At 53.5% G+C, this 24829-nt stretch carries 25 protein-coding genes and 1 tRNA gene; 13 read left to right on the top strand and 13 right to left on the bottom strand.

Translation table 11 applies throughout. From position 1 onward, the window contains the following. Positions 1 to 247 precede the first annotated feature (247 nt). From ACZ5BW_RS00900 to ACZ5BW_RS00880, 5 genes are all read left to right on the top strand, one after another. Positions 248 to 730, top strand: coding sequence for a DUF2127 domain-containing protein (locus ACZ5BW_RS00900; RefSeq protein ID WP_464541609.1), 483 nt, complete (start codon positions 248 to 250; stop codon positions 728 to 730). Positions 731 to 1249: 519 nt separating this feature from the next. Beyond that, positions 1250 to 1669 (top strand): hypothetical protein, encoded by a 420-nt coding sequence (locus ACZ5BW_RS00895; RefSeq protein WP_464541607.1) that lies wholly within the window; start codon positions 1250 to 1252, stop codon positions 1667 to 1669. Positions 1670 to 1734: 65 nt separating this feature from the next. Next, positions 1735 to 2376, top strand: coding sequence for a hypothetical protein (locus tag ACZ5BW_RS00890; RefSeq protein ID WP_464541605.1), 642 nt, complete (start codon positions 1735 to 1737; stop codon positions 2374 to 2376). A 312-nt stretch (positions 2377 to 2688) separates the two neighbouring features. Next, complete coding sequence (locus tag ACZ5BW_RS00885) at positions 2689 to 2988, top strand: hypothetical protein (RefSeq protein WP_464541603.1); 300 nt, start codon at positions 2689 to 2691, stop codon at positions 2986 to 2988. A gap of 54 nt (positions 2989 to 3042) precedes the next feature. Further along, entirely contained in the window at positions 3043 to 3474 is a 432-nt protein-coding gene (locus ACZ5BW_RS00880; RefSeq protein WP_464541601.1) for a hypothetical protein, read from the top strand. A 196-nt stretch (positions 3475 to 3670) separates the two neighbouring features. Here ACZ5BW_RS00880 and ACZ5BW_RS00875 read toward each other — a convergent pair whose 3' ends face one another. Continuing rightward, on the bottom strand, positions 3671 to 4084 hold the full coding sequence (locus tag ACZ5BW_RS00875; protein ID WP_464541599.1) for a type II toxin-antitoxin system HicB family antitoxin: 414 nt from the start codon (positions 4082 to 4084) through the stop codon (positions 3671 to 3673). A 539-nt stretch (positions 4085 to 4623) separates the two neighbouring features. Beyond that, positions 4624 to 4699: transfer RNA gene (locus ACZ5BW_RS00870), tRNA-Lys, on the bottom strand. 7 nt (positions 4700 to 4706) lie between these two features. On the opposite strand from ACZ5BW_RS00870, the gene ACZ5BW_RS00865 reads away from it, so the two are divergent. Beyond that, complete coding sequence (locus ACZ5BW_RS00865; RefSeq protein WP_464541597.1) at positions 4707 to 4937, top strand: hypothetical protein; 231 nt, start codon at positions 4707 to 4709, stop codon at positions 4935 to 4937. A gap of 4 nt (positions 4938 to 4941) precedes the next feature. On the opposite strand, the gene ACZ5BW_RS00860 is transcribed toward ACZ5BW_RS00865, so the two are convergent. Then, positions 4942 to 5697, bottom strand: a complete 756-nt coding sequence (locus ACZ5BW_RS00860) for a Mut7-C RNAse domain-containing protein (protein WP_464541595.1) — start codon at positions 5695 to 5697, stop codon at positions 4942 to 4944. A 164-nt stretch (positions 5698 to 5861) separates the two neighbouring features. Between ACZ5BW_RS00860 and ACZ5BW_RS00855 the strand changes: the two genes are divergently transcribed. From ACZ5BW_RS00855 to ACZ5BW_RS00845, 3 genes are all read left to right on the top strand, one after another. Beyond that, positions 5862 to 6719 carry a GNAT family N-acetyltransferase gene (locus ACZ5BW_RS00855; protein ID WP_464541592.1) on the top strand — a complete coding sequence of 286 codons (858 nt, stop codon included), beginning with the start codon at positions 5862 to 5864 and terminating at the stop codon, positions 6717 to 6719. Between the two features lie 108 nt (positions 6720 to 6827). Further along, the gene (locus ACZ5BW_RS00850; RefSeq protein ID WP_464541590.1) at positions 6828 to 7283 is read left to right on the top strand and encodes a nucleoside deaminase; all 456 of its coding nucleotides are present in this window, start codon (positions 6828 to 6830) and stop codon (positions 7281 to 7283) included. 379 nt (positions 7284 to 7662) lie between these two features. Next, on the top strand, positions 7663 to 9639 hold the full coding sequence (locus ACZ5BW_RS00845; protein ID WP_464541587.1) for an AAA family ATPase: 1977 nt from the start codon (positions 7663 to 7665) through the stop codon (positions 9637 to 9639). Positions 9640 to 9724: 85 nt separating this feature from the next. Here ACZ5BW_RS00845 and ACZ5BW_RS00840 read toward each other — a convergent pair whose 3' ends face one another. The 5 genes from ACZ5BW_RS00840 to relB all read right to left on the bottom strand — a co-directional run bounded on the left by ACZ5BW_RS00840 (position 9725) and on the right by relB (position 14962). Continuing rightward, positions 9725 to 11071: a N,N-dimethylformamidase beta subunit family domain-containing protein gene (locus tag ACZ5BW_RS00840; RefSeq protein ID WP_464541585.1), complete on the bottom strand. Its 1347-nt coding sequence runs from the start codon at positions 11069 to 11071 to the stop codon at positions 9725 to 9727. 26 nt (positions 11072 to 11097) lie between these two features. Further along, positions 11098 to 12789 carry a carbamoyltransferase family protein gene (locus ACZ5BW_RS00835; RefSeq protein WP_464541583.1) on the bottom strand — a complete coding sequence of 564 codons (1692 nt, stop codon included), beginning with the start codon at positions 12787 to 12789 and terminating at the stop codon, positions 11098 to 11100. Between the two features lie 297 nt (positions 12790 to 13086). Beyond that, positions 13087 to 14286, bottom strand: coding sequence for a cupin-like domain-containing protein (locus ACZ5BW_RS00830; protein WP_464541581.1), 1200 nt, complete (start codon positions 14284 to 14286; stop codon positions 13087 to 13089). A gap of 195 nt (positions 14287 to 14481) precedes the next feature. Beyond that, the gene (locus tag ACZ5BW_RS00825) at positions 14482 to 14751 is read right to left on the bottom strand and encodes a type II toxin-antitoxin system RelE family toxin (RefSeq protein WP_464541578.1); all 270 of its coding nucleotides are present in this window, start codon (positions 14749 to 14751) and stop codon (positions 14482 to 14484) included. Next, positions 14735 to 14962: a type II toxin-antitoxin system RelB family antitoxin gene (gene relB / locus ACZ5BW_RS00820; RefSeq protein WP_464541576.1), complete on the bottom strand. Its 228-nt coding sequence runs from the start codon at positions 14960 to 14962 to the stop codon at positions 14735 to 14737. Before relB ends, ACZ5BW_RS00825 begins: the two co-directional genes overlap by 17 nt. A 225-nt stretch (positions 14963 to 15187) precedes the next feature. Between relB and ACZ5BW_RS00815 the strand changes: the two genes are divergently transcribed. Then, complete coding sequence (locus ACZ5BW_RS00815; protein WP_464540822.1) at positions 15188 to 16501, top strand: IS5 family transposase; 1314 nt, start codon at positions 15188 to 15190, stop codon at positions 16499 to 16501. A gap of 106 nt (positions 16502 to 16607) precedes the next feature. Here ACZ5BW_RS00815 and ACZ5BW_RS00810 read toward each other — a convergent pair whose 3' ends face one another. The 4 genes from ACZ5BW_RS00810 to ACZ5BW_RS00795 form a co-directional block, all read right to left on the bottom strand. Further along, positions 16608 to 16949: a type II toxin-antitoxin system RelE/ParE family toxin gene (locus ACZ5BW_RS00810; RefSeq protein WP_464541574.1), complete on the bottom strand. Its 342-nt coding sequence runs from the start codon at positions 16947 to 16949 to the stop codon at positions 16608 to 16610. Continuing rightward, positions 16949 to 17224: a type II toxin-antitoxin system Phd/YefM family antitoxin gene (locus tag ACZ5BW_RS00805; protein WP_464541572.1), complete on the bottom strand. Its 276-nt coding sequence runs from the start codon at positions 17222 to 17224 to the stop codon at positions 16949 to 16951. The genes ACZ5BW_RS00810 and ACZ5BW_RS00805 overlap by 1 nt, the downstream gene beginning before the upstream one ends. A 310-nt stretch (positions 17225 to 17534) precedes the next feature. Then, on the bottom strand, positions 17535 to 17807 hold the full coding sequence (locus tag ACZ5BW_RS00800; RefSeq protein WP_464541570.1) for a hypothetical protein: 273 nt from the start codon (positions 17805 to 17807) through the stop codon (positions 17535 to 17537). Positions 17808 to 18042: 235 nt separating this feature from the next. Then, positions 18043 to 18807 (bottom strand): hypothetical protein, encoded by a 765-nt coding sequence (locus tag ACZ5BW_RS00795; protein WP_464541568.1) that lies wholly within the window; start codon positions 18805 to 18807, stop codon positions 18043 to 18045. 116 nt (positions 18808 to 18923) lie between these two features. Here ACZ5BW_RS00795 and ACZ5BW_RS00790 point away from each other — a divergent pair, with 116 nt between their 5' ends. From ACZ5BW_RS00790 to ACZ5BW_RS00780, 3 genes are all read left to right on the top strand, one after another. Next, on the top strand, positions 18924 to 19775 hold the full coding sequence (locus ACZ5BW_RS00790) for an REP-associated tyrosine transposase (RefSeq protein ID WP_464541566.1): 852 nt from the start codon (positions 18924 to 18926) through the stop codon (positions 19773 to 19775). A gap of 150 nt (positions 19776 to 19925) precedes the next feature. Further along, a complete protein-coding gene (locus ACZ5BW_RS00785) occupies positions 19926 to 20942 on the top strand; it encodes an ornithine cyclodeaminase (protein ID WP_464541564.1) in 1017 nt (338 codons plus the stop codon). A 7-nt stretch (positions 20943 to 20949) separates the two neighbouring features. Next, positions 20950 to 21162, top strand: a complete 213-nt coding sequence (locus ACZ5BW_RS00780) for a hypothetical protein (protein WP_464541562.1) — start codon at positions 20950 to 20952, stop codon at positions 21160 to 21162. Positions 21163 to 21295: 133 nt separating this feature from the next. Here the strand turns inward: ACZ5BW_RS00780 and ACZ5BW_RS00775 are convergent, their stop codons facing one another. Then, positions 21296 to 24301, bottom strand: a complete 3006-nt coding sequence (locus ACZ5BW_RS00775) for an ankyrin repeat domain-containing protein (RefSeq protein WP_464541559.1) — start codon at positions 24299 to 24301, stop codon at positions 21296 to 21298. Positions 24302 to 24829: the final 528 nt, after the last annotated feature.

Here is a 24829-nt window from a genome sequence, read left to right as displayed (position 1 = left end):
ATCGCTCTCAGAACTGAACGCTCAACGAAACCAGGAAGAGAAAGCTGCTGAAACCGGCATTGGATTACGTTGCGCTAACGTGAAAACTACTGGCGGCCACTTAAACTCTGAAGCCTGGGTCGCTGGCCAGATATTTTACCGCGATTCGGAAATTGAAGGCTTGACTCGTCGGGCTGGTTGCGCTGCTGTAAATTGACAAGGTGATATAGCTACCGCTGTGGCTCGATACGACATTTCACTATCGCTTATGAAATTATGCAGTGCATTACGCACAGTCGCAGTTTTTGAAGCCGCCAAAGGTGCTCTGGTATTGCTGGTTGGATTTGATTTGTTCTCCCTGGTACATCACGACATTCAGCAAGCTGCCGAGCACCTGCTGGCGCGCACTCACCTGAATCCAGCCTCCCGTTATCCTCACATCTTTATTGATATTGCCAATCAGCTCACAAGCACCCGCTTATTGCTGATCGCGGCTGGTGCTGGCGTCTACTCGCTGGCACGATTCATCGAAGCGTACGGGCTCTGGCGTGCAAGGCGCTGGGCCCAATGGTTCGCGGCTGCAAGTGGCGCAATTTACGTGCCTTTTGAGCTTTTCGAATTGTATGAACGTGTTACCTGGCTTAGCCTTGGCGCCTTGACGCTGAATCTGGCAATTGTTGCCTTCATGCTCTACCACCTGTTCCATGCAGGTAACAAGAAGATAGCAAATGCGCAATCATCGAGCCGCTAGCTGCTTCGATCTGCCGCAGGGCGGGACGTGCTCGGGGTGCATCGATCTGACCCGGCGTATTCTGTGTTGCCGCTTTAAGGGTCGGAACAGTCAGTGTATCGCTCTGCCATGCCTATGACTTTTCCATTAAACCTTTCCATTGAACGTTGCAACCTGTGCCAGCCATGAGAGACACGTGCGGTTGCTCCGCGGGTAACTTCAAAAAGTCGGTATGAGCATTATAAAGGCTCCTCTGAGTGGGATTCCGCACAGATTATCGGGCTTCCCGAATTTAACCTGTTTTTGGAAATTGTACGCTACCTTCCAGGTGCTGATGGGAGACTCCTCATGGCAACAAATACATGGAACGACACGTGAAAATGGGTAAAGAGAAAAGGGAAACTGCTCTCTCCATCTCTGCGCCCTCGGGAATCGGCAGAGAAAATATACATCCAGCGGCTACCCGGAACTGGCTACAAGAACTGCGCCTGCCGCGCCCTCTCTAGGCTCCTCTATTTTTCTCGATGGAGAATCAATCTTATGCATCTGCCTCTTTTGACGTCCTCTGCAAACCGCCTGCTCATTTCTATCATATTTTTTCTGGCATTCACCTCTCCCGCAGTGCTTGCGCAAGCGCCGCAACCGGCACAGGCGCCACAGCCCGTTGAAGCAACCATGAAAAACATGATTTCAGCTATTCTGACTAACTCACTGGCCGATTTTGTGGCGCCAGGAGATGAAGCATTTCAAGCCGGGATGACAAAGGAGATGCTCAGCAGCATCAACCAATCCCTCGCCTCGCGCCTCAAGCAAGGCTACACCACGACATTCCTGACCACACTGCATCAGCAGGGATTCGACGTATATGTCTGGAAGCTGGTATTCAAGGACGAAAATGACGATGTTCTTATTTTCATGGCCCTGAAGGACAAAAAAGTCGGCGGATTCTGGTTGCGTTAGTTTGCCCATAAAAAATCTGGATCAAGTCAAGCCTGCGATAAGGACCGATAGGGACCGAGACCTGTATGAAGAAGATTAAATTGATGTGCGCTGTCCTTCTCATGCTTGGGTTGATCCCTGGCGTTTCAGTATGGGCGCGCGGAGGTGGCGGGGGAGGACATGGAGGTGGAGGATTTGGTGGCGGCGGACATATGGGAGGCGGAGGAATGCATTTTGGAGGCGGCGGGCACATCGGGGGCGGGGGATGGGCGCACGGCGGAGGAATGCATTATGGGGGTGGGGAGCATTTTGGCGGAGGAGTCGGTTATTATCGAGGCGGTGGAGTCGGCCGCTATCGCGGGGGCGGATTCGGTTACTACCGGGGGCCCCGCGGTTTCTATCGTGGCTACGGTTACGGCCTGGGATTTGGATTTGGAGGATATGGGCTAGGGCTAGGATTAGGATATGGCCTTGGTTATGGCATTCCAATTTATGGACCGCCTTATTATCCATATCCGCCCGTGTATCCATATCCACCGGCGGTGCCTGTACCTGCAGCACCGCCAGTATACATTCAACAAAACCTTCCAGAACAAAATGACACGCAAAACATGGTTCAGCCACAATCCGGCTATTGGTATTATTGCCGGGAATCGGAAGGTTATTACCCCTATGTCAAGGATTGTCCCAGTGACTGGGTACAAGTCGCTCCACAGCCGCCCCAATAATGTCGTTTGCGTCCTTTATACACGCTCGCATAAATGTGGGAGGTGTTTGATTTGAGACATTAAGGGAAAGAAAAAACGCCGCGAAAAACCGCACAAATAAGGGGTTCACGAGGATTTCAGGCCGTTTTCTCCATTTGAGACAAAATAACAAAAAACGACAAAAAACTGATGAATTTTGCGATTAATTTGAAACGATAGCAGCTACATTCTGCATCCCCGCCACACTACCCTTCCAGCCTGCTCCGAAGTCTCACGGGAGTCTCTTCTGCCGGGCGGAGATCGCCCGAACGGTGGGCGGTGCTCTTGCCGAGCATGACCGCTCCAAGGTGGCGGCGGTTACTGGACGCTTACACGGCAGAATCACGTGAGGATCACATCCCTCCTCTGGATACATCCATCGCCTTCGATATGGTCGTTGGCAATTTCAGCTTGATCAATCTATGCGCAAACAAGCTTGGTGCCCACGTATCCGTGGGCGCCGAGGCTTGGTATGTCGAGTTGAACAAGCTGGAGAGGCAGCGCGATGAATGGGCTGAGAAGGTCAAGCAACTTAAGAAGTTGATGGAGAATTTACAGAAGTGGCCTTCATCGCCGCCCCCTTCGACTCCCTAATTATCTCGCTGATGAAGTGAATGCAAGAGCAATCCAAGTCATAGGAGAGATGAGGTGAGTCAACGCAATGAGTTAACTCCAAAACAAACATTAATTTTGGCGAATAAGTTGCCTGAAACAATGGAAAACATATTCCCCGCTAAAAACTTTTATGGTCCGGAAGAGGCATTGATAGTGGCCTATCACGTCAGCATCGGCAACAGACGGTTGAGCAGATTACTAGTCAGCCAAGATACGGTAAGCCTGCGTCAGAGCTGTCACGCAATCAAACATTACCGCCTCCACGTCTGGGGTGTTGATGTGGGTGTTAGCAGTACGGTAGTGATTCTGGCTGATCGTAGCGCAGCTAAGACTTGTCGCCAGTTTGAGCAATTCAATAACGGTTTCCTCTTTCATGGTGCGGCTCCTGTTGTTATTTGTGGATTGGGAAAGCCGCAGTTTAACCCAGGTATGACGCGCCACAAAATTAATGAGGTTGGGCTGTGAGCACCGTCAAAGAGTGGTACTCAGCGGCTGAGTTGTCGCAACTGAAGCTGCCGGGTTTGCCTGAAACAGAGTAGGGCCTGCGAAACAACGCTAATAGGCCGAGAATACATTCTCGGCCTATTATCAATTTCGATATCAACGGATAGCTCAGTTTTAACTTCGCCTTTTACAGGCTGAGACCGAGGAACTTTACGTTCTATCGAACAGTGGACGATATCCGATATTGGGGGTTGTGAACAACGGGATTAGAACTCTTATTATCAGCTCCTACCTTTTCCTTAAGTGCTTCTTTTACCAGTTCATTCAGTGCAATGCCTCGTTTTTTGGCAAACAAGGCTAGCTGTTTGTGGAGTGACGGGCCGACTCTGACGTTAAACGTTCCTTTGTATGGTTTATCTGGGACATGCCCATGGCTTTTACAAAAATCAAGATAATCATCAACGGCTTCTTCAAACGCTCTCCTCAATTCTTTTGGAGAATCAGCTTCATAAGTAACGATATCGTCAATGTGAAGGATGCGACCGAATAAACAGTTATCCTCTAAACTAACTTCGGCAGTACCTTGAAACCCTTCGTATGACATGACCTTCTCTGCTTTGGAATCACTCATATTGATCCTCCTCTATTAATCCATTCTCAATAGGAGCTTTTAACACAATGTCAATAACGTAACTTTTAACAGTGTTCTCCGGATGAGGTTTATGAAGCGCAAACTTATGTTTTGTAACCTCGTGGACAAATTTTCGTCGTGAACCCGTTTCCGCTTATCTCTTGATATCCAAAATGCTTTAATAAGCTCGCCAATTCGTCCCAGGTAAAATCTTTAGGACGCGCTTTTAAACGTGCAAGAGATTTGCTATGCCTAGACACGAAACCATAAGGAAAATTGTTAAAATAGCAACTAATTGATAGTTGCACAATAGTCAAAGGTAAGAACGTTAGACGTAGTATGACAAAGCTGAGAATAAGGCGTCAGCAACTGTGACAGTCATCAAATAACCGAGCGGTATGGTCGAAAACAATTAAGAGGATAGAAGTGCTTTACCGTATGGGCCAACCGCACGAGATAAGAATAATTGCGGAAAAAAGCAAGAATTGCGGAATAATACGGCAGAGAAACTGCCGTAAGTAGTAAGTAATTTGTTTTATTGGTGGGTCGTGAGCGATTCGAACGCTCGACCTACGGATTAAGAGTCCGCTGCTCTACCAGCTGAGCTAACGACCCGGATTGAATGAACCGGATTTATTCAGTTGCAGGTTCGACGCATTACAGAGGCAAAACCTGTCACGCCTTTATTGCTTCTTTGCCGCCTGAAGCTGAGAGTGCTAATCCTACCACATCCGGAAAGAAATTCGAATGGGACAATTACCTGATCGGATCATTCCTGATGCAGAAGCTTGATCTGGACGCACAGGAGAACCGGTTCGCTCCGTCTGCGAATCATCCAACTGCACTCACGTGAACAGCTATCCCGCAAATCGATTTGGCTGGATGCATTCCTCCAGCATCGTCCGCATGCGCTGCCAGTGCGAACCCTCCCAGAAAACCCGTTGACAGATATCGCACGTGCTGAAATGGTCGAAGCGCTCTCGTACGGACGGGGGCAAGCGTTCAAGCACTGCGGCTTTTTCAACAGGCCGCAGAGGTGCGTTGCAATTCAGGCATAAGGTAAAAGGCTTGATGCTGTGGGCGAGATCCAGCCGGTCGAAAATCTCGCAGAGCTGGTCAGGAGGTTTCAAGGCCCGCACATAACATCCATGTGTAATCGAACGCCGCTTGAGCAATTCCCGGTCGCGGGTGAGCACGATGCGCCTTTCCTGAGCGGCGAGCAATTCGATCTGGCGGTCGTGATAATTATTGTCGTACAGCGTGTCGAAACCCGTCATGCGCAACAGATGCGCCAAACCACCCAGATGGGCATCCGCAATGAAGCGCGTTACCCGCAGGGGATGCTCGCGCACACGCAGCAGGGGTGTAACATCGACCATCTCGAATTTGGGAAAGACTGCGACCCGATCGCCTTGCTCCAGTATCCGATCGAACCCCACCGATTCTCCGTTTACCAGCACCAGTTCCACTTCGGTGTGCGGCACACCCAGTGCTTCGATCATATGCTTGGTGGTCGCTGCACGGGCGCAGGGACAGGAAAATTCCCGCTTGCGTCGCTCGCGAGCGAGAAAGTCATTCAGTTCCTCATAAAAACGGAATGTAGCGGTAACCATAAATCAGTATTGCACTTTTCAGGCTTAAGCGCATGATTACCCCGTTTTACGGCAGAATCAACGGCAGTTGCGCAAGGGTGTTCTCTTTTTCTGGAGTAACATCATAATACTGCACACACGTCTGCTGTTCATCGCCCATCAGCGATTCCATTAGCGGGGAAAACATGCAATTCATAATACGGGAGGGTCGTCCGGCGGATGCTGAGGCGGCCGGGATGATCTGTTACGAAGCATTCAAGACGATTTCTCAGCAGCACGGTTTTGAACCCGATTTTCCCTCGTTCGAAGTGGCGCGTGATCTCCTGCTGACTTTGTTTTTGAGACCAAATGTATATTCAGCCGTGGCTGAAAGCGAAGGAAGAGTCTTAGGCAGCAATTTCTTGTGGCAGGATTCCACCATTGCCGGCATTGGTCCACTGACGGTAACACCGGAAGCCCAGAGCGGCAGGGTGGGCCGAGGCCTGATGGAGGATGTGCTGGAGCATGCCCGGAATAAACATTTCGCAGGAGTGCGGCTGGTGCAAGCTGCATACAATAACCGCTCCCTCTCCCTCTACACCAAGCTCGGGTTTGAGGTGCGGGAACCATTGGCAACTCTGCAGGGAGCACCCCTGCGAATCGATATCCCCGGCTACAATGTCCGTCCGGCAGGGGCGGAGGATACGGACGCATGCGACCATTTGTGCCGGAAGATACACGGCCACGATAGAGGGCAGGAATTGCGCCACGCGATTGCGCAGCGGACTGCAATGGTGGTGGAACACGGAGGCCGCATCACCGGTTACGCAACGTTAATTGGCTTCATGGGGCACGCAGTGGGGAAAAGCAATGAAGACCTCAAAGCCCTGATCGGCGCCGCGGATGTGTTTGCGGGACCGGGCTTTCTCCTGCCCACGCGTAATAGCGAGTTGTTCCGCTGGTGTCTGCAGCAGGGGCTTCGGGTAGTTCAGCCAATGAATCTGATGAGCCTTGGTCTCTACAACCAGCCCTCGGGCGCCTTCCTGCCCTCCATTCTTTTTTAAGGGGAAGAGATTCCGGGAGCTTGCCGAAATCATGCCGGTACAGCTTGACATGGCCGATAGGCGATCGGCGATAGGCGATAAGAACGGATAAGTCAGACAGGAGGCCAGATGTCTCAACATGAAACATTCCTGTGGGAAGCGGTGCGTCTCGCCAAGAACAACCGTGAACGCGGCGGCCGGCCCTTTGCCGCAGTCCTCGCTATTGAGGGGCAGGCCGTCTCCACCGGCGTCAACGACGTCGTGCAGAGCAATGATCCCACCATGCATGCAGAAATGGAGGCAGTGCGCGCTGCCAGCCGGAATCTCGGTCGTGCTGATCTGAGAGGCAGCATCGTTTATGCCAGTGGCCACCCTTGCCCCATGTGCCTGGCGGCCATGGTGATTGCAGGAGTGGACGCCATCTATTACGCTTTCGACAATGATGATGCGGAACCCTATGGTTTTTCGAGCAAGGCGGCCTATCAGAAGCTGCGCCTGTCACTGGAGCCTCCACCCCTGCCGCTCACTCGACTTGATCTCGGCCTGTCTCCTGCAGAACTGTATGGTGCTAGCTTTGCAACCTGAGAGAGACGGCAGGAAGAGAATATTGAGTCAGCGAGCAAACAGTACGAACGTCATATCGGCCGAAGCGGATATTCAGTGACGTTCAAAGCACGCCATTGTCGGGCGTGGACTGGATTCCGGTTTGCTGGATTCCGAGTCAAGACCGGAATGACGAGATTCATAATATTTTCTGGCCGGGTCAATAAGAAGTAAGGAGGTAAGAAATAAGGAGGCAAGACGCAGCCGTGCATTCCGCAGCTTTTTTAGCGGATTGACAACGTTGTCTAAAAGTATTAAAGATTCCAGCTCAACAAACGCTCTTTAAGTACCCGTCCCGCGCAATCAGAGGATTATAATGACAGCACATATATTGCCTGCCACAGAAGAAGACACGAACTCTATGAATAAGCAATCATTGCAAGACATGCTGCTCCTTCCCCGCATACCAGACGTACCAGACATACCAGACCCCGGGGATCATGCGGAAGCAACGAGCAATAGCGAAAGTCCCATCGACGCCCCGATCTTGAGAGAAGCAATAGACGACAGAATAATACAGCCTATGCGCCTTACTCGATTTCTGGTCACGAATTTTCGCTCGGTAGAGAACAGCGGCTGGATTGAGATTGATAGCGTTACTGCGCTCGTCGGCGTGAACGAATCCGGCAAGACGAACCTGCTGATTCCGCTCTGGAAGCTGAACCCAGCAGTCGGAGGAGAGATCGTGCCGGCTTCCGACTACCCGAAAAAGCAATTCGGCATCCTGCGGCAGGCACCGGAAAACTTCTGCTTCATAACGGCGGAATTTGAGGCAGGAGAGCTTGCAGAAGAGCTTTGCGGCAAGCTGGAAATCTCCAGCGAAGAGGCCTCCCTCATCGCTGTAAAACGGTACTTCAATGGGGATTATTCGATCTCCTTCCCCCGACGGGAAGAGCTTGGCGAGATGAGGAGATCATCAGGGGAAGGCACAGAGGATGTTGTGGATGCGGTAATCCGCGCCCTTCCGAAATTTGTCTATTACTCTGAATTCGGAAACCTGGATTCTGAAATCTATCTTCCCCACGTAGTACAGAATCTTCAACGCACTGACCTTGGGCCCAGAGAAGCAGCCAAGTCGCGTACATTGCGAGTTCTTTTTAAATTCGTAGGCCTCGAGCCGGGAGAAATCCTTGAACTCGGGCGGGACTTCCCAAGACGCAGAGGTCGCCGTCGTGAACCCACCACGGAAGAAATCCGGGAAATCGCGATGAAGAAAAGGGAGCGTTCCATCCTGCTGCAATCGGCAGGCGGGCTTCTGACGGATAAGTTCAGAAACTGGTGGAAGCAGGGAGATTACAAATTCCGCTTCGAAGCGGATGGAAGCCATTTCCGCATATGGGTTTCCGATGACCGCCGGCCGGAGGAAGTTGAGCTCGAAAGCAGAAGCACGGGACTTCAGTGGTTTCTGAGTTTTTATCTGGTCTTCCTCGTGGAAAGTGGGGGTGAGCACCAAAATGCTGTCTTGTTGCTGGACGAGCCCGGATTGTCGCTGCACCCCCTGGCGCAGCGCAACCTTTTTGCCTTCTTTGACAGTCTTGCAAAAGTCAACAAAATCCTCTACACGACCCATTCACCCTTCCTGCTGGATGCAGAGCACCTGGGACGCGCGCGCAAGGTGTACGTTTCCCCTAACGGAACGACGCAAGTGACATCCGACCTTCGTAGCGTGGAAAAGGATGTCCGGCAGGCAGGAGCCGCCTATGTGGTTCACTCGGCGTTGAACCTGAATATTGCCGAGAGCATAGTGACAGGCTGCCAGCCAGTCGTCGTGCAGCGCGTCTCGGATCAATATTATCTCTCGGCCATCAAGACACTACTCATTGGGGCAAACAAAATAGCCCCGAAGCGCGAACTGCTCTTTCCTCCGGCCGGCGGCAGCAAAACGGTAGGTGTTATCGCAAGCATTATCAGTGGGCGTGACGAGGCGCTGCCCAAGGTAGTCCTGCGGGATGATGAAGCAGGAAAACAGGTCAATGCAGAATTGAAGTCGGATTTGTACAGCGACGCGCAAGAGCGCATCTTTTCGACGGATAATTACGTTCTCTTCAGCAATTCCACGACAGAAGATCTGATACCTGCGCCATTTTTTGCACAAGTGATAGACCGCTGGGAGAGGAATACGGATACTGCCTTTGCGGACGTCCTGGTCAACGGCAAGCCGGTGGTAGACCAGGTGGAGGCCTGGGCCGACGCACAGGACGTCGTACTACGCGACGAGTGGAGAGTCGAAGTTGCAAAGCGCGTCAAGGAACAGGCGCTGAAAAAGGGCATCGGCGCGTTTGATGCTGGCACCATTGCCCGCTGGGCAAAGCTCTTCCAGGAGTTGATCCGGAACTGATCCTCTCCAATGAGTTCCTGCTTCCGCTGCTTTCGCTATTGGCTTCGGTGCCCAAGGCGATTTGTAGCATAAACAGAGCTCCTCATCACTTGCGAAGCAAGCGGTCGATGACATTGCGTGTGATGATATGGACGTGTTCATTTTCGAGCACCTGGGCCCAGTCGGTGGTTCCCGCGGTAAACACTGTGCCGTTGCGCGAAAAGATTCCCATTGTTGCTGCGTGAATACCTTCGTGGGCGGGATACGCCTCCCGAGGAGGGAGTTCCTGCCAATTGCCATCCAGCAAGCTTGCTGCCAGAACACCAAATCCGTTGGGGGTGCCGGTGCTTCCGGCATTTGAGGAAAGCACTGCAAGGCCGGTAGCTTTGTCGAATTCATCCAGCGGCGCGCCGTCGCACTCGTACCCGACCAGCGGTGGCGAGGTTTTATCGCCGAATGCCTCGCCGCGGCCCAACTCTGTTCCCGCGAATACCCAATGCTCCGGGTCCTGCACGATATACCCTCTCGTGTTCCGCGGGCCATCCCACCAGCCACCTCCATTGCGGTAACTCACGCCCGTCAGCGAATCCTCGGGACGACCCGCGCCTGTGGACGCCCACCAGTGATCGAGCGCTCCACGAGGACCGCCTTGATGGCATAGCATCGCCCCTCCGCCATCTATGATATGAATGCGCCACCAGCAGAGGTTGGCGCCGAAGAAGGCAACATTGCCTCCTTTTGACACGAAATCTTCCGTCCGGTCGCGTATCGTCTCGCTCCAGTATTCGTCGTGCCCCACGCTCAGCATAAGCCGGTAGCGATTGCACAGATCCGGATTGGCATGGATGTCGAGATCGGTGCAGAATTCAGGCTCGTGGCCGTTGCGCAGAAGCCAGCGGATGAAGCGTGCATCCCAGTGTGCGAAAGTCTGGCGCGGCGAACTCAAATCGTAGTAGTCGAGCGCGCCCCAGGTCTCGCCGCCGATACCGCCACCCGGGCGAAGCAGCGAGAGCTTGGCTCCTGGCGGGTCCTGTGAACGTGGAGGATTGACGTAGAAGCAGCCACCGCCGGTGCAGTTATAGGCATGGTAAGTGGCAAGCGGAATCTTGTAGAGCAGCTTGCTGTGTCCACTGCCGCGGACGACGAACAGGACGGCGGCACTTTCCATTGCCAGCGCTACCGGATTGCCATCTGGTTCCTCCAGGTGAGCAATATAGACCGCGGACAGCCAGTCGTGCGGAACAGGAAATTCGTATGACGGCCATTTCCAGTCTTCCACCGCGCCTCGTGGGGCCGCATATTTTCCCGGCAGCCAATCCGTTTCGAATAGCCGCAGCAGGCCATCTCCCCAGCGATAGAACACCACGCGAAAGCGCGGCGCATCGGTGGCAATGTGCAACACCAGCGTATCTCCCGGCGCGACGCCCGCCGAAGCGGGATAACCACGAATCACGTTATTTCTCCTGCTGTTTTCTTCTGCTACCCGACAGGAGCGACCGGCTCGGGTTCGATACGCTTGCGCACGAGATAGGGCGGCATTGCGAGCGCGTGCATCGGCGTGCGGCGAAACGACTCAAGCGCCTGATCAGGCGTTTCAACGATCGGCTCTTCCTTTCGATTGAAGGACGTATTGAGCACTATGGGAACACCGGTACGGGCTTCGAATGCTTTCAGCAGCGCGCGCAGGAAGGGGTCATCCTGCTCGCCGACGGTTTGCAAACGAGCCGTGCAGTCAACGTGCGTGACAGCGGGGATGATATCGGCGGCCTTCGGCCAGACCGGGGCAGCGAACTGCATGAAGGGGGATGGACGGCGGATATCGAAGAATTCCTCCGCCCGCTCGAGCAGCACTACCGGCGCCAGCGGACGAAACCATTCCCGCTCCTTGACTCTGGCGTTGATCCAGTCACGCACGTAGGCATGGCGCGGATCTCCCAGAATGCTGCGATGACCGAGTGCGCGCGGCCCGAATTCGCTGCGCCCGTGGTAGAGAGCGACCACCTTGGTGGCAGACAGCAGGTCGGCTATACGCCCGTACAGATCGGCGGGTTGTTCAAGATGCTCCACGACAAGGTCATCCGCGGGGCTTAACGCGGACTCAATGTCTGACAGGCGCGGCTCAGGCCCGAGATAGTCGTTCTCCCACCGATAGTCGCAACGCATGCCACCCAATTCGGTAAGGCCGTACACGGCGCAGCCAAGCGAAGTGCCTGCATCGCTCGGCGCCGGAGGAATGAAGACGCGCTGGAAGGGAGTTTCACGCAGGAGGCGATCATTGGTAGAACAGTTAAGACCGGTACCTCCGGCAAAGCACAGGTTCTCAGCACCGGTTTGGGCGTGCAGCCAGCGTGCAACTTCGAGCACCGCCTCCTCGAATGCACGCTGCCCGGCAGCGGACAGATCGGTACTATCGGCAAAGCGGGAAGCATCGCCAGCAGCATAGCGAAAACGATTGCGATCGCGCAGAATTTCCATCCACCGATCGGGGATCGTCACCTGCGGACCATCCACCTCCAGGGGCGGCAGGCCAAGCGCGTTTGGGTCACCATGCGGAGCGAGTCCCATCACTTTGCCTTCGTTGCCCTCGCCTGGAAAAACTGCTTGTGTCAGCAGGAAGTAGAACATTCCAAGCCCGACCAGGCGTCGCTCGTTGCGGTCCCACAATTGCTTGCCGATGCATTCGATCCGCTCTCTATCTGCTTGATAGAACGAGGAGACTTCACGCCAATCCGAAGGTACGCTGCTCGAGCCGCTCCATTTCTCTGTGAATTCGGAAACCGGGCTGCCCTGGCCATCGATGATCATCACCGCGGCTTCTTCAAATGGGGATGGATGGAACACACTGTAGACATGCGCGAGATGGTGCGAGATGCGCTTGCGCCGGCAGCCGGGCGAGAATTTCAATATTTCGGTCATCTCCTGCTCATACGCAGAAAGATTTTTTATCTCGCTGTCGGATGAATAGCATTCGACCAAGACATCGATCGGCTTGCCAAGCTCGGGAAGATGCGGTGTGTACGCGTTGCGGAAATCGTCGAGCCTACCCCAGTGGTGCTTCCGCCTAGTGAGCCGCTCTTTTTGTATTGCGTATACCACCTGTGATCCATGCATCAGGCAGATGCTTGCATCCTGCGTGCGGTTCACCCCAAGCACTACCGGTCCATCGCTCATCGAATTCTCCTTTGTTGTTTAGCGGCCAGCTCAACCCTGGAATGAATACGTCCGGCTGGTTTTTCCAGGTACTCCAGTTCGTAGAACGGATATATTTGCGATACCCGGAGATTCACCTGGCGGGTCAACTGGTGAGATCCGTCCAGGAATCGCTGCTGGCGTATAGCTACCTTTTCCTCTGAATTGAGGGAATTTCGTGGGCAGCCTATTATGACTATAGTAGAGATTGGGTATTTGTAAACATAAGCCACCTGCGCGGACAGGCAGTACCTGTGTTGCTGACAGATGGGGTTCCGTTCAATACAACACTGTTTCCTGCTCGTTATGGTCAGTATCACTGGCAAGCGAGGCGATATTACCTCTTATGCTGCAACTGATGACTTCCACGCAGCTTTTCCAGAAACCTCCGGAGAGCAGCTGCAAGGCGCGGAAATACCTGTTGGAGATCTCTGTGGGTGCGGTGTAGCGGCAGGTAATCCCCAGGCCTTCTTCATTGAGGTTGATTGTCTTGTGCCACATCCAGGCAGGGAAAAACAGAACGTCACCGGGATGGAGATCGAACTCATAACGTGGCGCATATTCCACCAGGGGGTACTCATCCCGGTCGCTCGGTTCTCCTTCCTCATTGGCGCTGAACTCCGCAAACCGGCGCATGCCGTTGCCAAGAGCGGCCGGGTATAGCAGCCATGAATATTCGGATTCGATCAAGGTCCAGCGCTTGGAGCCGGAAACGGCAAGATACCAGTTGGGCCCTTCCTCACAGTGGTAGTTCGCGTTCAATCCCGCTCCTAAACCTAAGATCAGAAAGCTCAGAACCGGCTTGGAGGGCCGCCCCATGACAGGAAAATAAGCGTGCGAGCGCGGAATGCGGAAGTATTCATAGAAAATTGGATTTTGATCGAGCAACAATTGCTGCGGAATGTAATTGCAGCGGCGATCCTCCGCGATCTCGCGCAGAGAAGTGTTCACCATCCTCCTGCTCCGCTTATCCAAAGCCTGAACGATGGTATCCGGAAAACGTTCCGCGAGTTTGTCGAGCGTCCAGTCGATCGGCGCATTACCCACGAACCCCCGCATAATGCACGGCACCCCGCGCTTCACGTGCTCCCGGTAAAACCGATTCGGCTCTATCTGGCCGGGTTGATATTCCGTGATGGAGAGAACCTGCCTGCATGGCACGCCCCGGTCCTGCAAGCGTTGCAGGATACGCGATTCGGTACGCTTGCGTGCATCCCGGAACAGGCTCGGATTGCGGGACAGATGCTGGCACAACATGATGCTCTTCAGTGCAAGCACGTTCCAATATCCCAAAGGCAGTTTCTTCACAGCGCGCTTGCCCACACGCTCCACCAGAAAGGTGCGGAGAAAAAGCTGCTGCTCTATCACCAATTGCCATAGAACATAAAAAAATGTCGCCATTCCGGCGAGTGGTATTGCCAACATGTCTCGCACACGTGTCAGTGCAGTTATTTTCTGCGGCTGGCCTGCAATCTCCATCAGACGCTCCCTCCAATTCCCTTCAAGGTTTGATTTACCTTGAAAATCAATTCATCCAAATCTTTATCTTTATCTTTATCTTATAAGCTGAGTCTAGCTCATATCCTGGTTCGTATCCCGGCACAATGAAAATAATGGACAAACGCGAATTGACGTGCAGCTTCCTCCTCCAACACTAAAAATAGATAAAAATATTCAGCGATATATCTCCCTGCGATGGCCTATTCTCACAACAAGAATCTGCACCGCGCTATCCTCGATATTTGCGATAATGCGGTAACTGCCAACGCGATACTTCCAGAATTCATTCAGTTGTGAGCCCTTCAGGGCTTCACCTATACTGCGCGGGTCGTCAAGCACCGTCACACGTTCGTACAAAAAAACCAGAATACGCCGTGCCACTGGCGGGTCGAGCTTGCTCAATTCACGCTCAACTGCGGGATCTAGCTCAATCCTCCACGCCATAACGCTTCATCACTTCCTCTATCCGCACCGTCTGAGTTTTACCGGAACGAATATCGGCCAGACGTTGCTCGGCCAGATAAAAATCTTCCAGATCATCCAGATGCTCACGGATCGCTTCAGTGATGTAATAACTCTTGGTCCGCCCCGTCTTGGCCGCCAAGTTTTTTAGCCTGGCTTCCAGATCACTGGGAAGCCGAATCGAAAGAGCCATAAAAATTCCATTGCGAGCAATATAAATTGTGATACAAGTATCACATAAGGGATGAAGAGTTGCAATTTTTGCATTGGACAAATGCCCTACCCAACTCGCTTGGTAGATTACCTAGTCGCTCCTGAAATACGGCCTAATCCTTATAGATATTAGCATTGAGGGGTATACAACGGCTGATGGAATTGCCAGAATTGGGAATATTTTCCCTGGATTTCTGGTGAATTCATGAAGCCGAAGAAGCAAGAGAGGCCTGCGTGTGATGACATGTTTCGCCTGCGTTTGCAACACATACTCGATCAACGGCATGCGTTGTATCGGCTGGCGGAGAAGATTGACTGGAATGCAGCAGAAGCGCGCTTTGGCAGGCTGTATGCCGAGGAAGGGCGTCCTGGTATTGCGATCCGGCTCATGGTGGGATTGCACTACCTCAAACACGCCTTTAACGAATCGGATGAAAGCGTAGTGGCACGCTGGGTAGAAAATCCTTATTGGCAATACTTCTGCGGGGAAGAATACTTCCGTCACACCTTGCCGATTGATCCGAGCCAGATGACGCGGTTTCGGCAGCGGATCGGCAAGCAGGGTTGTGAATTCATGCTTGCTCTTACGGTTAAGGCCGGACTTGAAACCAGGACCGTATCCAGAGCCTCGCTGGCCGTGGTAAATGTGGACACCACAGTGCAAGACAAAGCCATTGCATTTCCGACCGATGCCAGGCTCTACCACAAAGCCAGAGGCGCGTTGGTGAGAATGGCCAAAGGTATGGGCATTGGGCTTCGTCAGAGCTATGAGCGCTTATCCAAAGTAGCGCTAGCCAAACATGGGCGCTATGCTCATGCCCGGCAGATGCAGCGCGCCAAACGTGAACAGAAGCGGCTCAAGACCTATCTTGGACGAGTGATCCGTGACATCGAACGCAAAGTGGCGGCTGGGCAAATACCAGGGGAACAGGAACAGTCCAAGCTCAAGCGATTGCTGGAGGTTAGCCAGCGTATCCAGGCACAACAACGCCACGACAAAGGCAAGGTGTACAGCGTGCATGCACCCGAAGTCGAATGCATTGCCAAAGGCAAAGCCCACAAGCCTTATGAATTCGGCGTCAAGGTAGGAGTGGTCACCACCAGCAAGGAGAGCTTCGTCATCGGCATGCAAGCCTTACCCGGCAATCCCTATGACGGACACACGCTTAAAGCATCTTTGGCGCAGGCACGGCGGCTGACTGGACGGGTGCCCAGGCAAGTGTACGTGGATCGGGGTTATCGCGGTCATGGCATTGCTTCAGATCGGATAAAGGTATGGGTTGCCGGCGCCAAACGAGGTGTCACGGTACCCATCAGGAAGAAGCTAAAGCGCCGTAATGCCGTGGAGCCCGTAATTGGGCATATGAAAGCCGATGGGCGCCTGGCAAGAAACTTCCTCAAAGGTACAGCAGGTGATGCCATGAATGCTCTCTTGTGCGGTGCTGGGCACAATCTGCGTAAGATTCTGCGCCGAGTGGCCGCTTTTGTACGCCTACATTCTGCAATGCCTGGAACATAAACAAAGTGAACACACCCATCAGTTCCTGATGCTTGTCCGCTAAAAACAGGTTTTTCAGGGACGACTACCTATGATGCATTCTAAAATCAGAAACCCTTTCCGCGAACTACCCGCTCAGCAGTCGGCGTTCCAGAACTGACTGCATATCCCGCCGTCCATCGGCAATCAGGTAAATGATGACCTGATTCCCGATGACTCGATAGATCACGCGGTAAGGCTTGAAAAACGTCTGACGATACTCCTTGATACCCAGAGCGGCCAACTCTTTCGGGTAGCTCCCCCGCTCAGGGAACTGCGATAAGCTCTCCACGACCTCCATCAGCTGGTCCAGTACATAATTTGCATTGACCACGCTATCAGACTCGGCGATATAGTTGTGTATCGACTCCAAATCCTGCTCTGCACCCTGGGTAAGCAGCACCTCGAACTTCTTGGGGGAATTTGCCATCAGGGGGTTGAGTGCTTGCGACGTAGACGGGCAGCGACATCAGCCACAGGCTTGGTCTTTCCTCCCGTCACTTCCTCGTTGCCCAGCGCAAGAATCTTCAATAACGCCAGTGTTTCCTGGGTTTCCTCGAATGAAACCACGTCCTGCAGAACCGCCTTCGCCTCCCCGTTCTGAGTGATGACCAAGGGCTCCCGCTGCTCCGCGAGCTGGGCCAAGACCTCAGCCGCATTAGCTTTGAGGTAGCTGATCGGTTTGACTTGAGATGAGTAACGCATGAGTGTTCCTGTGATTTCCTGATAAAACTTAATATAGTCTTTTTAAGGACCACTCACAAGAGAACTTTCTTGACGCCTTTAGGGAAAACCGGATTGGTATGTTGGTGGTATTCGGTATCAGGAAGGCGGGTAGATCAAGCAACTCTATCAGTAGCTGTGATGTTTTTTGATTTTGGCATGCAGGCTGACAGACACCAACCAATCACATAAATTCATATTATTTGTGTGCCGGGCAAATAACGTATAGAAATAAAAAACCCGCCGAAGCGAGTTTGGTGGGTTACGCGAAAACTTACAAAATATGCCTTATTTACCAGGAACCGAATTCGAGGTCGGACAAGTTTAATTTGTCTTGTTGATCATCTTCATGCAAGGCGCTCGGATCAAAACCATCTATCAATTTAATTGCCCGAACTTCTAAAACTTTTGAAGTTCGTAGACGCTCACAGTATTTAAACAGTGAAGATGCATCCTCAGTTATGATAAACGGGATTTTTTCATGAGCCGCCTGGGCCATCAATTTTATATCGTTGAACACTGCTACGCGATTATCATCGTCATCCCGTTTTCCGAGCGCGTTCATTAAAAGGCTGTTTTAACTCCGTGCGGAATATTAAACTGAAGGTCTCTGAAATTTCGAAGTGGCAAATCAGTTATAGACTGTTTGATTGCAAATTCAGCAGCGACTATTGCTGAAAAATACATCGGAACTCTTTGCTCCACCATAAAGCAATAATATTGGGTGGCAATACCATGATTGGGTCTGTTTTCGTTCACAAATGAGATGAGGAAACTCGTATCAAGCAGTACGGAGATGTTCAAGCACTCCCTCCCCGCAACTCCTCCAACCAGTTATCTGGAACATCGCTCCATGCTTTAGTCCCCCTTTCTATCATTCGTCTAAATTCATCATCATAAGATGGGCGGTTCGTTTCAAATGATAATAATCGATAGTTACGCAAATCCCCTGTCACCAGGTTTTCTTCTGCGGTGACGCGTATTATGGAATGACGATATAGTCGATTTTTTTCTTCTTCAGCTAATAAAGTTCGGTTGGCAGAGATTGTTAATATTTTTCCCTGAACGTCTAAATGAACGTTGGCCTCTTTCTTGCCGCCCATGTCAATTACAATGCCATCTAGATATTTCTCCACGTTTACCCAAATTTCATCTGACCTACTATAGTTAGAATTGGAATCTATAGAGAAGCCAAGCTGAGTGGCTTTGTTTGCAACAAAATAACGGCGATTTGGGTTTTGCGCAGAGGCGCTCTGCCAACGTTCTACGACATTCGCACGTTTAGAATCAATATGATCAAGGGAATGAGAAGTACGCAGCTTTTCAATATCAGACAAAAGTGAAGCTGCAACAAGAAAACCGGAAACGACAAAAGCTAGAGAACCATCTTCTATTGAGACCGTTACCTCCTTCGGATCAACGTCATGAGTTGTTCCGGTAAGAAACTCCTTCACTTCTTTCTGAAATTCCCCAAGGAGGTTCAGCGGAACAGAACGCGGTCCGATCTCGGTATCATCGATGCGGTCTGTTACCGTGAATAGCAGTTCGTTCGTTGAGGGCTTCATGGTATGAGGAAATGTAACGTTATTTCATTTTATGTTCCAATAAAACAAAAAGCAAAGTACTAAACAAAATAGGGTCAGGTCTTGTTATTTGCCATGAACTGTGATAGCCTTTCAATATGTCAAGACCCTTACGAATCGAGTTTGCCGGTGCGCTGTATCACGTGACTTCCCGCGGGGACGGACGGGAGGTCATTTTTCTGGGTGATGAGGATAGACATGGATTTCTGGACGTGCTGTCAGAGATCGTGCGGGACTTCAACTGGGCTGTTCATGCCTATTGTTTGATGGACAACCACTATCATCTGCTGATCGAAACGCCGGAAAGTAATCTGTCCAGAGGTATGCGGCAATTAAATGGCGTCTACACCCAGCGTTTTAATCGCCGGCATGGACGGATGGGACATGTATTCCAGGGCCGCTACCAGGCGGTCATCGTGCAGAAGGAATCGTACCTCCTGGAATTGGCGCGCTATGTTGTTCTCAATCCGGTCAGGGCCGGCATGGTGCACACGCCAGACCAATGGCCATGGAGCAGTTATCGCGCCACGGCAGGGCTGTGTGCGGCGCCGTCCTGGCTGACGATCGACTGGCTTCTGGCTACCTTTTCTGAACATCGCAGCGAGGCCGTACGGCGCTACATGGATTTCGTAGCAGACGGGAAAAATCAACCGAGGCCGTGGGAGAAATTGAAGAACCAGATTTTCCTCGGTTCTGATGAATTTGTGGTGAATCTGCAGCGCGGTCTCGATGTAGATGCTTCCTATCAGGAAATCCCCATCGCCCAGCGACGGCCGCCACCGAAACCGTTAGCTGAGATCGCGGAGGCGCATGGGCGCGACGGCGCGATCTTGGAAGCATATGCTAGCGGTGGTTACAGTTTGAAGGAGATCGGAGATTATTTTGGATTGCATTATTCCCGCGTGAGTCGCATTGTGAAACAGCAACGATGGGCAAAAAACAAGACTTGACTCTATTGTTCTCAAACCCATTGATTCCTCGCAAATCATGCGAATGAAAATCGGATAACTGCATTTTTTTGGGATTATTGCCGCTTTCTATTGCCGGGATTCTCCCCCAAAATAAAAGTATCCCAACACCCATCACGAGGATGCGCCGCCATGATCCTGCTGCTGACCCCCCACGATATCGCCCGCATCGTCGCGCACCAAGGTCTGCCGCACTTCATCGGCGGTCTGGCCCGGCAGATCGAGGACGATCTCCATCGCTGGGACGAGTTCGACAAGAGCGCTCGTGTCGCCAGCCACTCCGAGCTCGGCGTGATCGAGCTGATGCCGATCTCGGACGCACGCACGTACAGCTTCAAGTATGTCAACGGCCACCCTTCCAACACCCGCATCGGGCTGCCGACGGTGATGGCGTTTGGCGTGCTCGCCGACGTGGCGACCGGCATACCGCGGCTGCTGAGCGAACTGACGCTGATCACGGCGTTCCGCACCGCGGCGACCTCGGTGGTGGCCGCGCGTATATTGGCTCGTCCGGGCAGCCGTACGATGGCGCTGATCGGCAACGGCGCGCAGGGCGAATTCCAGGCGCTGGCGTTCCACCACCTGATGGGCATTGCCGACATCCGCCTCTACGACATCGACCCAGCTGCTACCTCCAAGCTGCTGGATAACCTGGCCGGGACTGATGGGCTAAGGCTGACTGTCTGCCACAGCACACGCGAAGCAGTGCAAGGCGCCGACATCGTCACAACCATCACCGCCGAGAAGGCGCTGGCAATCATCATCAGTGAAGACATACTCGAGGCGGGCATGCACGTCAACGCGGTCGGCGGCGACTGCCCGGGCAAGACCGAGCTGGCGGCCGGAGTGCTGGCGCGCGCCAAGGTGTTTGTCGAGTACGAGCCGCAGACGCGCCTGGAGGGCGACCTGCAGCAGATGCCAGCCGACTTCGCCGTCACCGAGCTGTGGCAGGTGCTGACCGGCGCCGCCGAGGGCCGTACCAGCGGCGCCGAGATCACTGTGTTCGACTCGGTCGGCTTCGCGCTGCAGGACTTTTCCGCGCTATGCCTGGTCGAGCGCTGCGCGCGCGAGATGGGGCTGGGCGAGAAGGTCGCGCTGATCCCGGACATGGCCGACCCGAAAAACCTGTTCGGTCTGTTGCGCGCTTGATTCTGTAGTGATTACCGGCGAAATGGACAAGATCGTCGCCAGTCGGCGCTGTCCGAACGATCTGAGCAAGATTGTTGCGCTGCTGGAACCACACAGGGCCGAACTGGCCGGGGTAGTAATCGAATCCACCTGCAACTGGTACCGGCTGACCGATGGATTGGTGGCGTCGGGCTATGAGGTCAAGCTAACCAACACGGTTCTTTGCGGTTGCGATCATTGAGGATCGCAAATGCAAGTGAATCGGCGGGCCGAACGACCCTTGAAACTTGGCCAGCGCTTCGGCGGTTTTTGACAACTCATCCAATATGTAGCCTGTGCCGGGCGGTCGAGTCCGCTGTTCGACAGTGTGATGGTCAATTGTCTAATTTTACATTAGCTCTTTTGCCTCGCTTTGATTTCGGCTCGAATCCGTTCAATCTCACGTTGCTTGGCCTCAGGGGTGCCCCATTTCGGCGCCTCCTGCTCGGCCCTCCACCGTTCGAGTACCGCATGCTGTTCGGCCTCCCGTTGCTTTTGTTCATATTCGGCCGCCTGCTTGCGCTCGGCAGCAATCGACACTGTGCGATCGGGCAGCCCCGACAGCGCCAGATATTCGTCGATGCGGTTCCAGACAAAATCCTTGGCGAATTCGCTGATGAAGGGTAGATTGAGCGCCTGGTAGATAGGCACCCAGGTTTCTTCCTCTCCCTGCCGGCGGCGCCCGGAGAGCGCCGGGTTGAACTGGTACCAGCCCTGCTCCATCCGTTTGAAGAGATCGCGGTTGTAGGGTACTCCCGCGTCACTTCGTTTCTTGCAAGCACACCGGAGAGATGTTGCCGTTTGTTGCGTTCCGGCCGAACCACGTTGGCTGGCAGATGCTGCCAGGCGTCCAGGATCGCCTGCGTTTCGAATGCGCCGTAGGGTCGCCGCTGGCGGTGCGTGAAGCGTGATTTGAACAGCGCCCACAAGGTCTGAAAAAGGAAGTATTCGGACAGATGCCGGCCGATGCGCACCAGTCGCTCGCCGGTATTCACATCGACGCTTGACGGGGCCAGGAGTTCATAGAGGGCGGCAAACGGACCCTTTGCGAATTTCGGGTCACGGAACGCCTCCAGCATCGCCCAATGGAGCGCGTTGCGGCCATAGTGATCGGTCGTTTCCCGGTTTGCGCCACGTTGTATCAGGGCTTCGGCCAACGGCACGTTGCCGGCTGACGCGGCCGCCATGAGCGGTGTCTGATTCATCGGCAGACGGTGTTCGATACCATGCCGGTCGCACTGCCGCAAAATTTCCTTGAAATTGCCCGAGAAATAACTGACGTAGCTTTTACGTCCGAGGCTCGCACGCTGCATTGAAAAGCTCTTCACACCAGTGAAGCCAGCCTCCTGCTCCAGCCAGGCAGCGAGTACCGGTTCGTCGTAGCAGGTGGCAACTTCGTAGAGCTGTTGCCTGGGCTTGCCGCCCGGCGCCCGTTCGCGGAATACCTTGATGAGCAATTCCCGCACCTTTGTTTCATCGAACACCGGCCACGGTGGCGGAGTCTGCTTCAGGATGCTGTGCCGGATGGCATCGGCCTGTTCCTGCTTGCCCTGCAATTCGAGCTTTCGAGCCTCCTTCTGCCAATCCTCCACCGTTGCCTGCTTGGCCTCGATCTTGATCGATCCTTCTTCTGCAACGTCGAGCAGATTGAAGAGGGGATGCCCCATGTCGAATTCAATGAGATACAAATTCTTCACCGCCCGCGTAAGCGCCACATACAACGCATTGACGAAGAATTTGTAGACTTCAAGCGACTTGTCGCTCTTGTCCCTGGCGCGGCGGTACGCCAGCGCATCAGTGGCCAGATCGCATTTATCCACGCCCTCCACAATATCGGTAAACTCGGCTCGATGATCGGAGACGAAGCGATAGAGTACGATGTTATCGTATTCCAGCCCTTTGGCTTCGTGGACGGAAAAAAGCAGTGGCGTGGAAAAATGCTTCTTTGCTTCGATCTTGTCCTCGTCACGCATCACCAGCACGGCGAATTGTGTCGACTGGCGAATCTTCTGGTCCAGATCACGCTTGACATTGTCCTTGTCCGGCAGCAGCGCCACCTGCCCGCCTTCGCCGCCCACCGCGTCGACCAGGAAGTTGCTCTCCCGATCGATGGAGCCGAAACGCCTGTGCTTGATCTTGAGCAGGGTATTGGCGATGCGTGTCGCCTCGCGGCCATTACGGAAATTGGCGGTGAGTACGCGCAATTCCTGCCGCTCGGCAAGTTGCGGGTCACGCCAGAACAGGCTCTTCACCCGGCTCCAGGCGAAGAAGTTGGGATGGACGATCTGATTCGAATCGCCACATAGCAGAAAATGGCCTGACTTCTTCAATGTCCTGAGCACAAACGTCAGTTGCACCGCGGTAAGGTCCTGAACCTCATCGAGGATGATGAAGTCGTAACGCGGCGCTGCCAGCACCTGCCAGTCCTGCGCGACGAGGTTGACGTCGTAGAGCTTAGCCTCCGCCAGCCATACCCGGTACTTCTCAAAAAGATCGTAGACCCGGTCGCGCTCGCTTTCCGGGAAGATACATTGGCGCACACCCAGGGTTCGGTAGCCCTCCCGGGTGAGCAGGCCATCCGCCCCTGCGGAAATCACACCACGAATCTCCTCGAAAGACTGGTGACCGTCGATGTCGCGAAAAGCCTGGCGCAGGCGGCCGAACCATTGGGCGAAATCGCGCCAGCCGGCCTCCCGCCCTGCCGGCACGCGGATCGACTCAATGAACTCGCGGTAGGACAGAAATACCGCGTCCTGACCGGCATGCTCAAAACCGTTGGCGTAATAGAGATCGCGGGCGTTGCTGGCGAGATAAGCGGAATGGGTGACGTATAGTATCTCGCCTTCGGCGTGCTTGAGCTTTTCCAGAGTCAGGGCAGTCTTGCCACTGCCGGCGGAACCGACAACGATGAGCGGCGGCAGATGATAGATGGCTTGCTGCGCGTCATCGAAAGAAATCGGTTTGTCCAGCAAATGAATGTCGCGACGGGAAGGATGCAGGTAGCGCATGGGCAGCGCTTCACGGATCGCTTCACTGGCGTCGATGTCGGCAATCCTGGTTTCATCGATTGCCGCGCCCCGCAGGAAGCGGCTCTTGTCGTAATCATGATTCTCGATGACCTCGAGCATGAGAGCGCACACCTCGTCGGCATGGCGCACGAGGGAAAATAGCAGCCGGTTGGCGTCGTCAAGCTTTGCCCGGTAGAACTTGCCGTGGGTGAGGCTGGAGAGTTTCTTTACTTGAGCGGCACGGAAGTCACCACGGGCGATGGCCTCTGTCACCTTAAGGTAGGCCGCCTTGACACGAGAGGTGTCGAGACCAACATATTCGAGAATTTTCATGGAACATTCATCTGTTGGCGCTATCCGAAAATTGGGCTAATCGAAAATTGATGAGCGACTGGAATCGCGGGGGATACCTCGCACCTATGTTTAAGGCGATTGCTCAGGCAAGATCACGGTCGCTGTCTCGCGTTGCGTATCAGCTTATCCAACTTCGCGAAACGGCGTCGCACACCTAGAGCCGTCGAAAAACTCGTCATAGGTCTCAGACTTGGCGTTGGTAGCATCAGACAAGTGGGCACACTTCAAGCGGACAAACAGGAGCCGACAACAATTGTAACGCCTTCCGTTGAAGGCTTCTACAAACCTGGCTTACGGGGCGAAAAGTTCGCAAATCGGGGGAAAGTGGAGAGGATAATACAGACCCCGCCGGGGCGGTTCCGGTATGTAAATACGGAGTTTAAAAGCCATAGCCAGCCTGGTTTGGAACACCCACTCGGGACACTCGGCCGGTACGGAAGGGTTTGCGGGAAAAATTTCCCTGTGCGCCAATGGCGGTGGCCGCCTGGCTTTGTACTTTGGAACGAG

Source organism: Nitrosospira sp. TNL300 (assembly GCF_055385915.1).
Note: the sequence above shows the minus strand (reverse complement) of the source record. Positions and strands in the feature narration are given on the sequence as shown.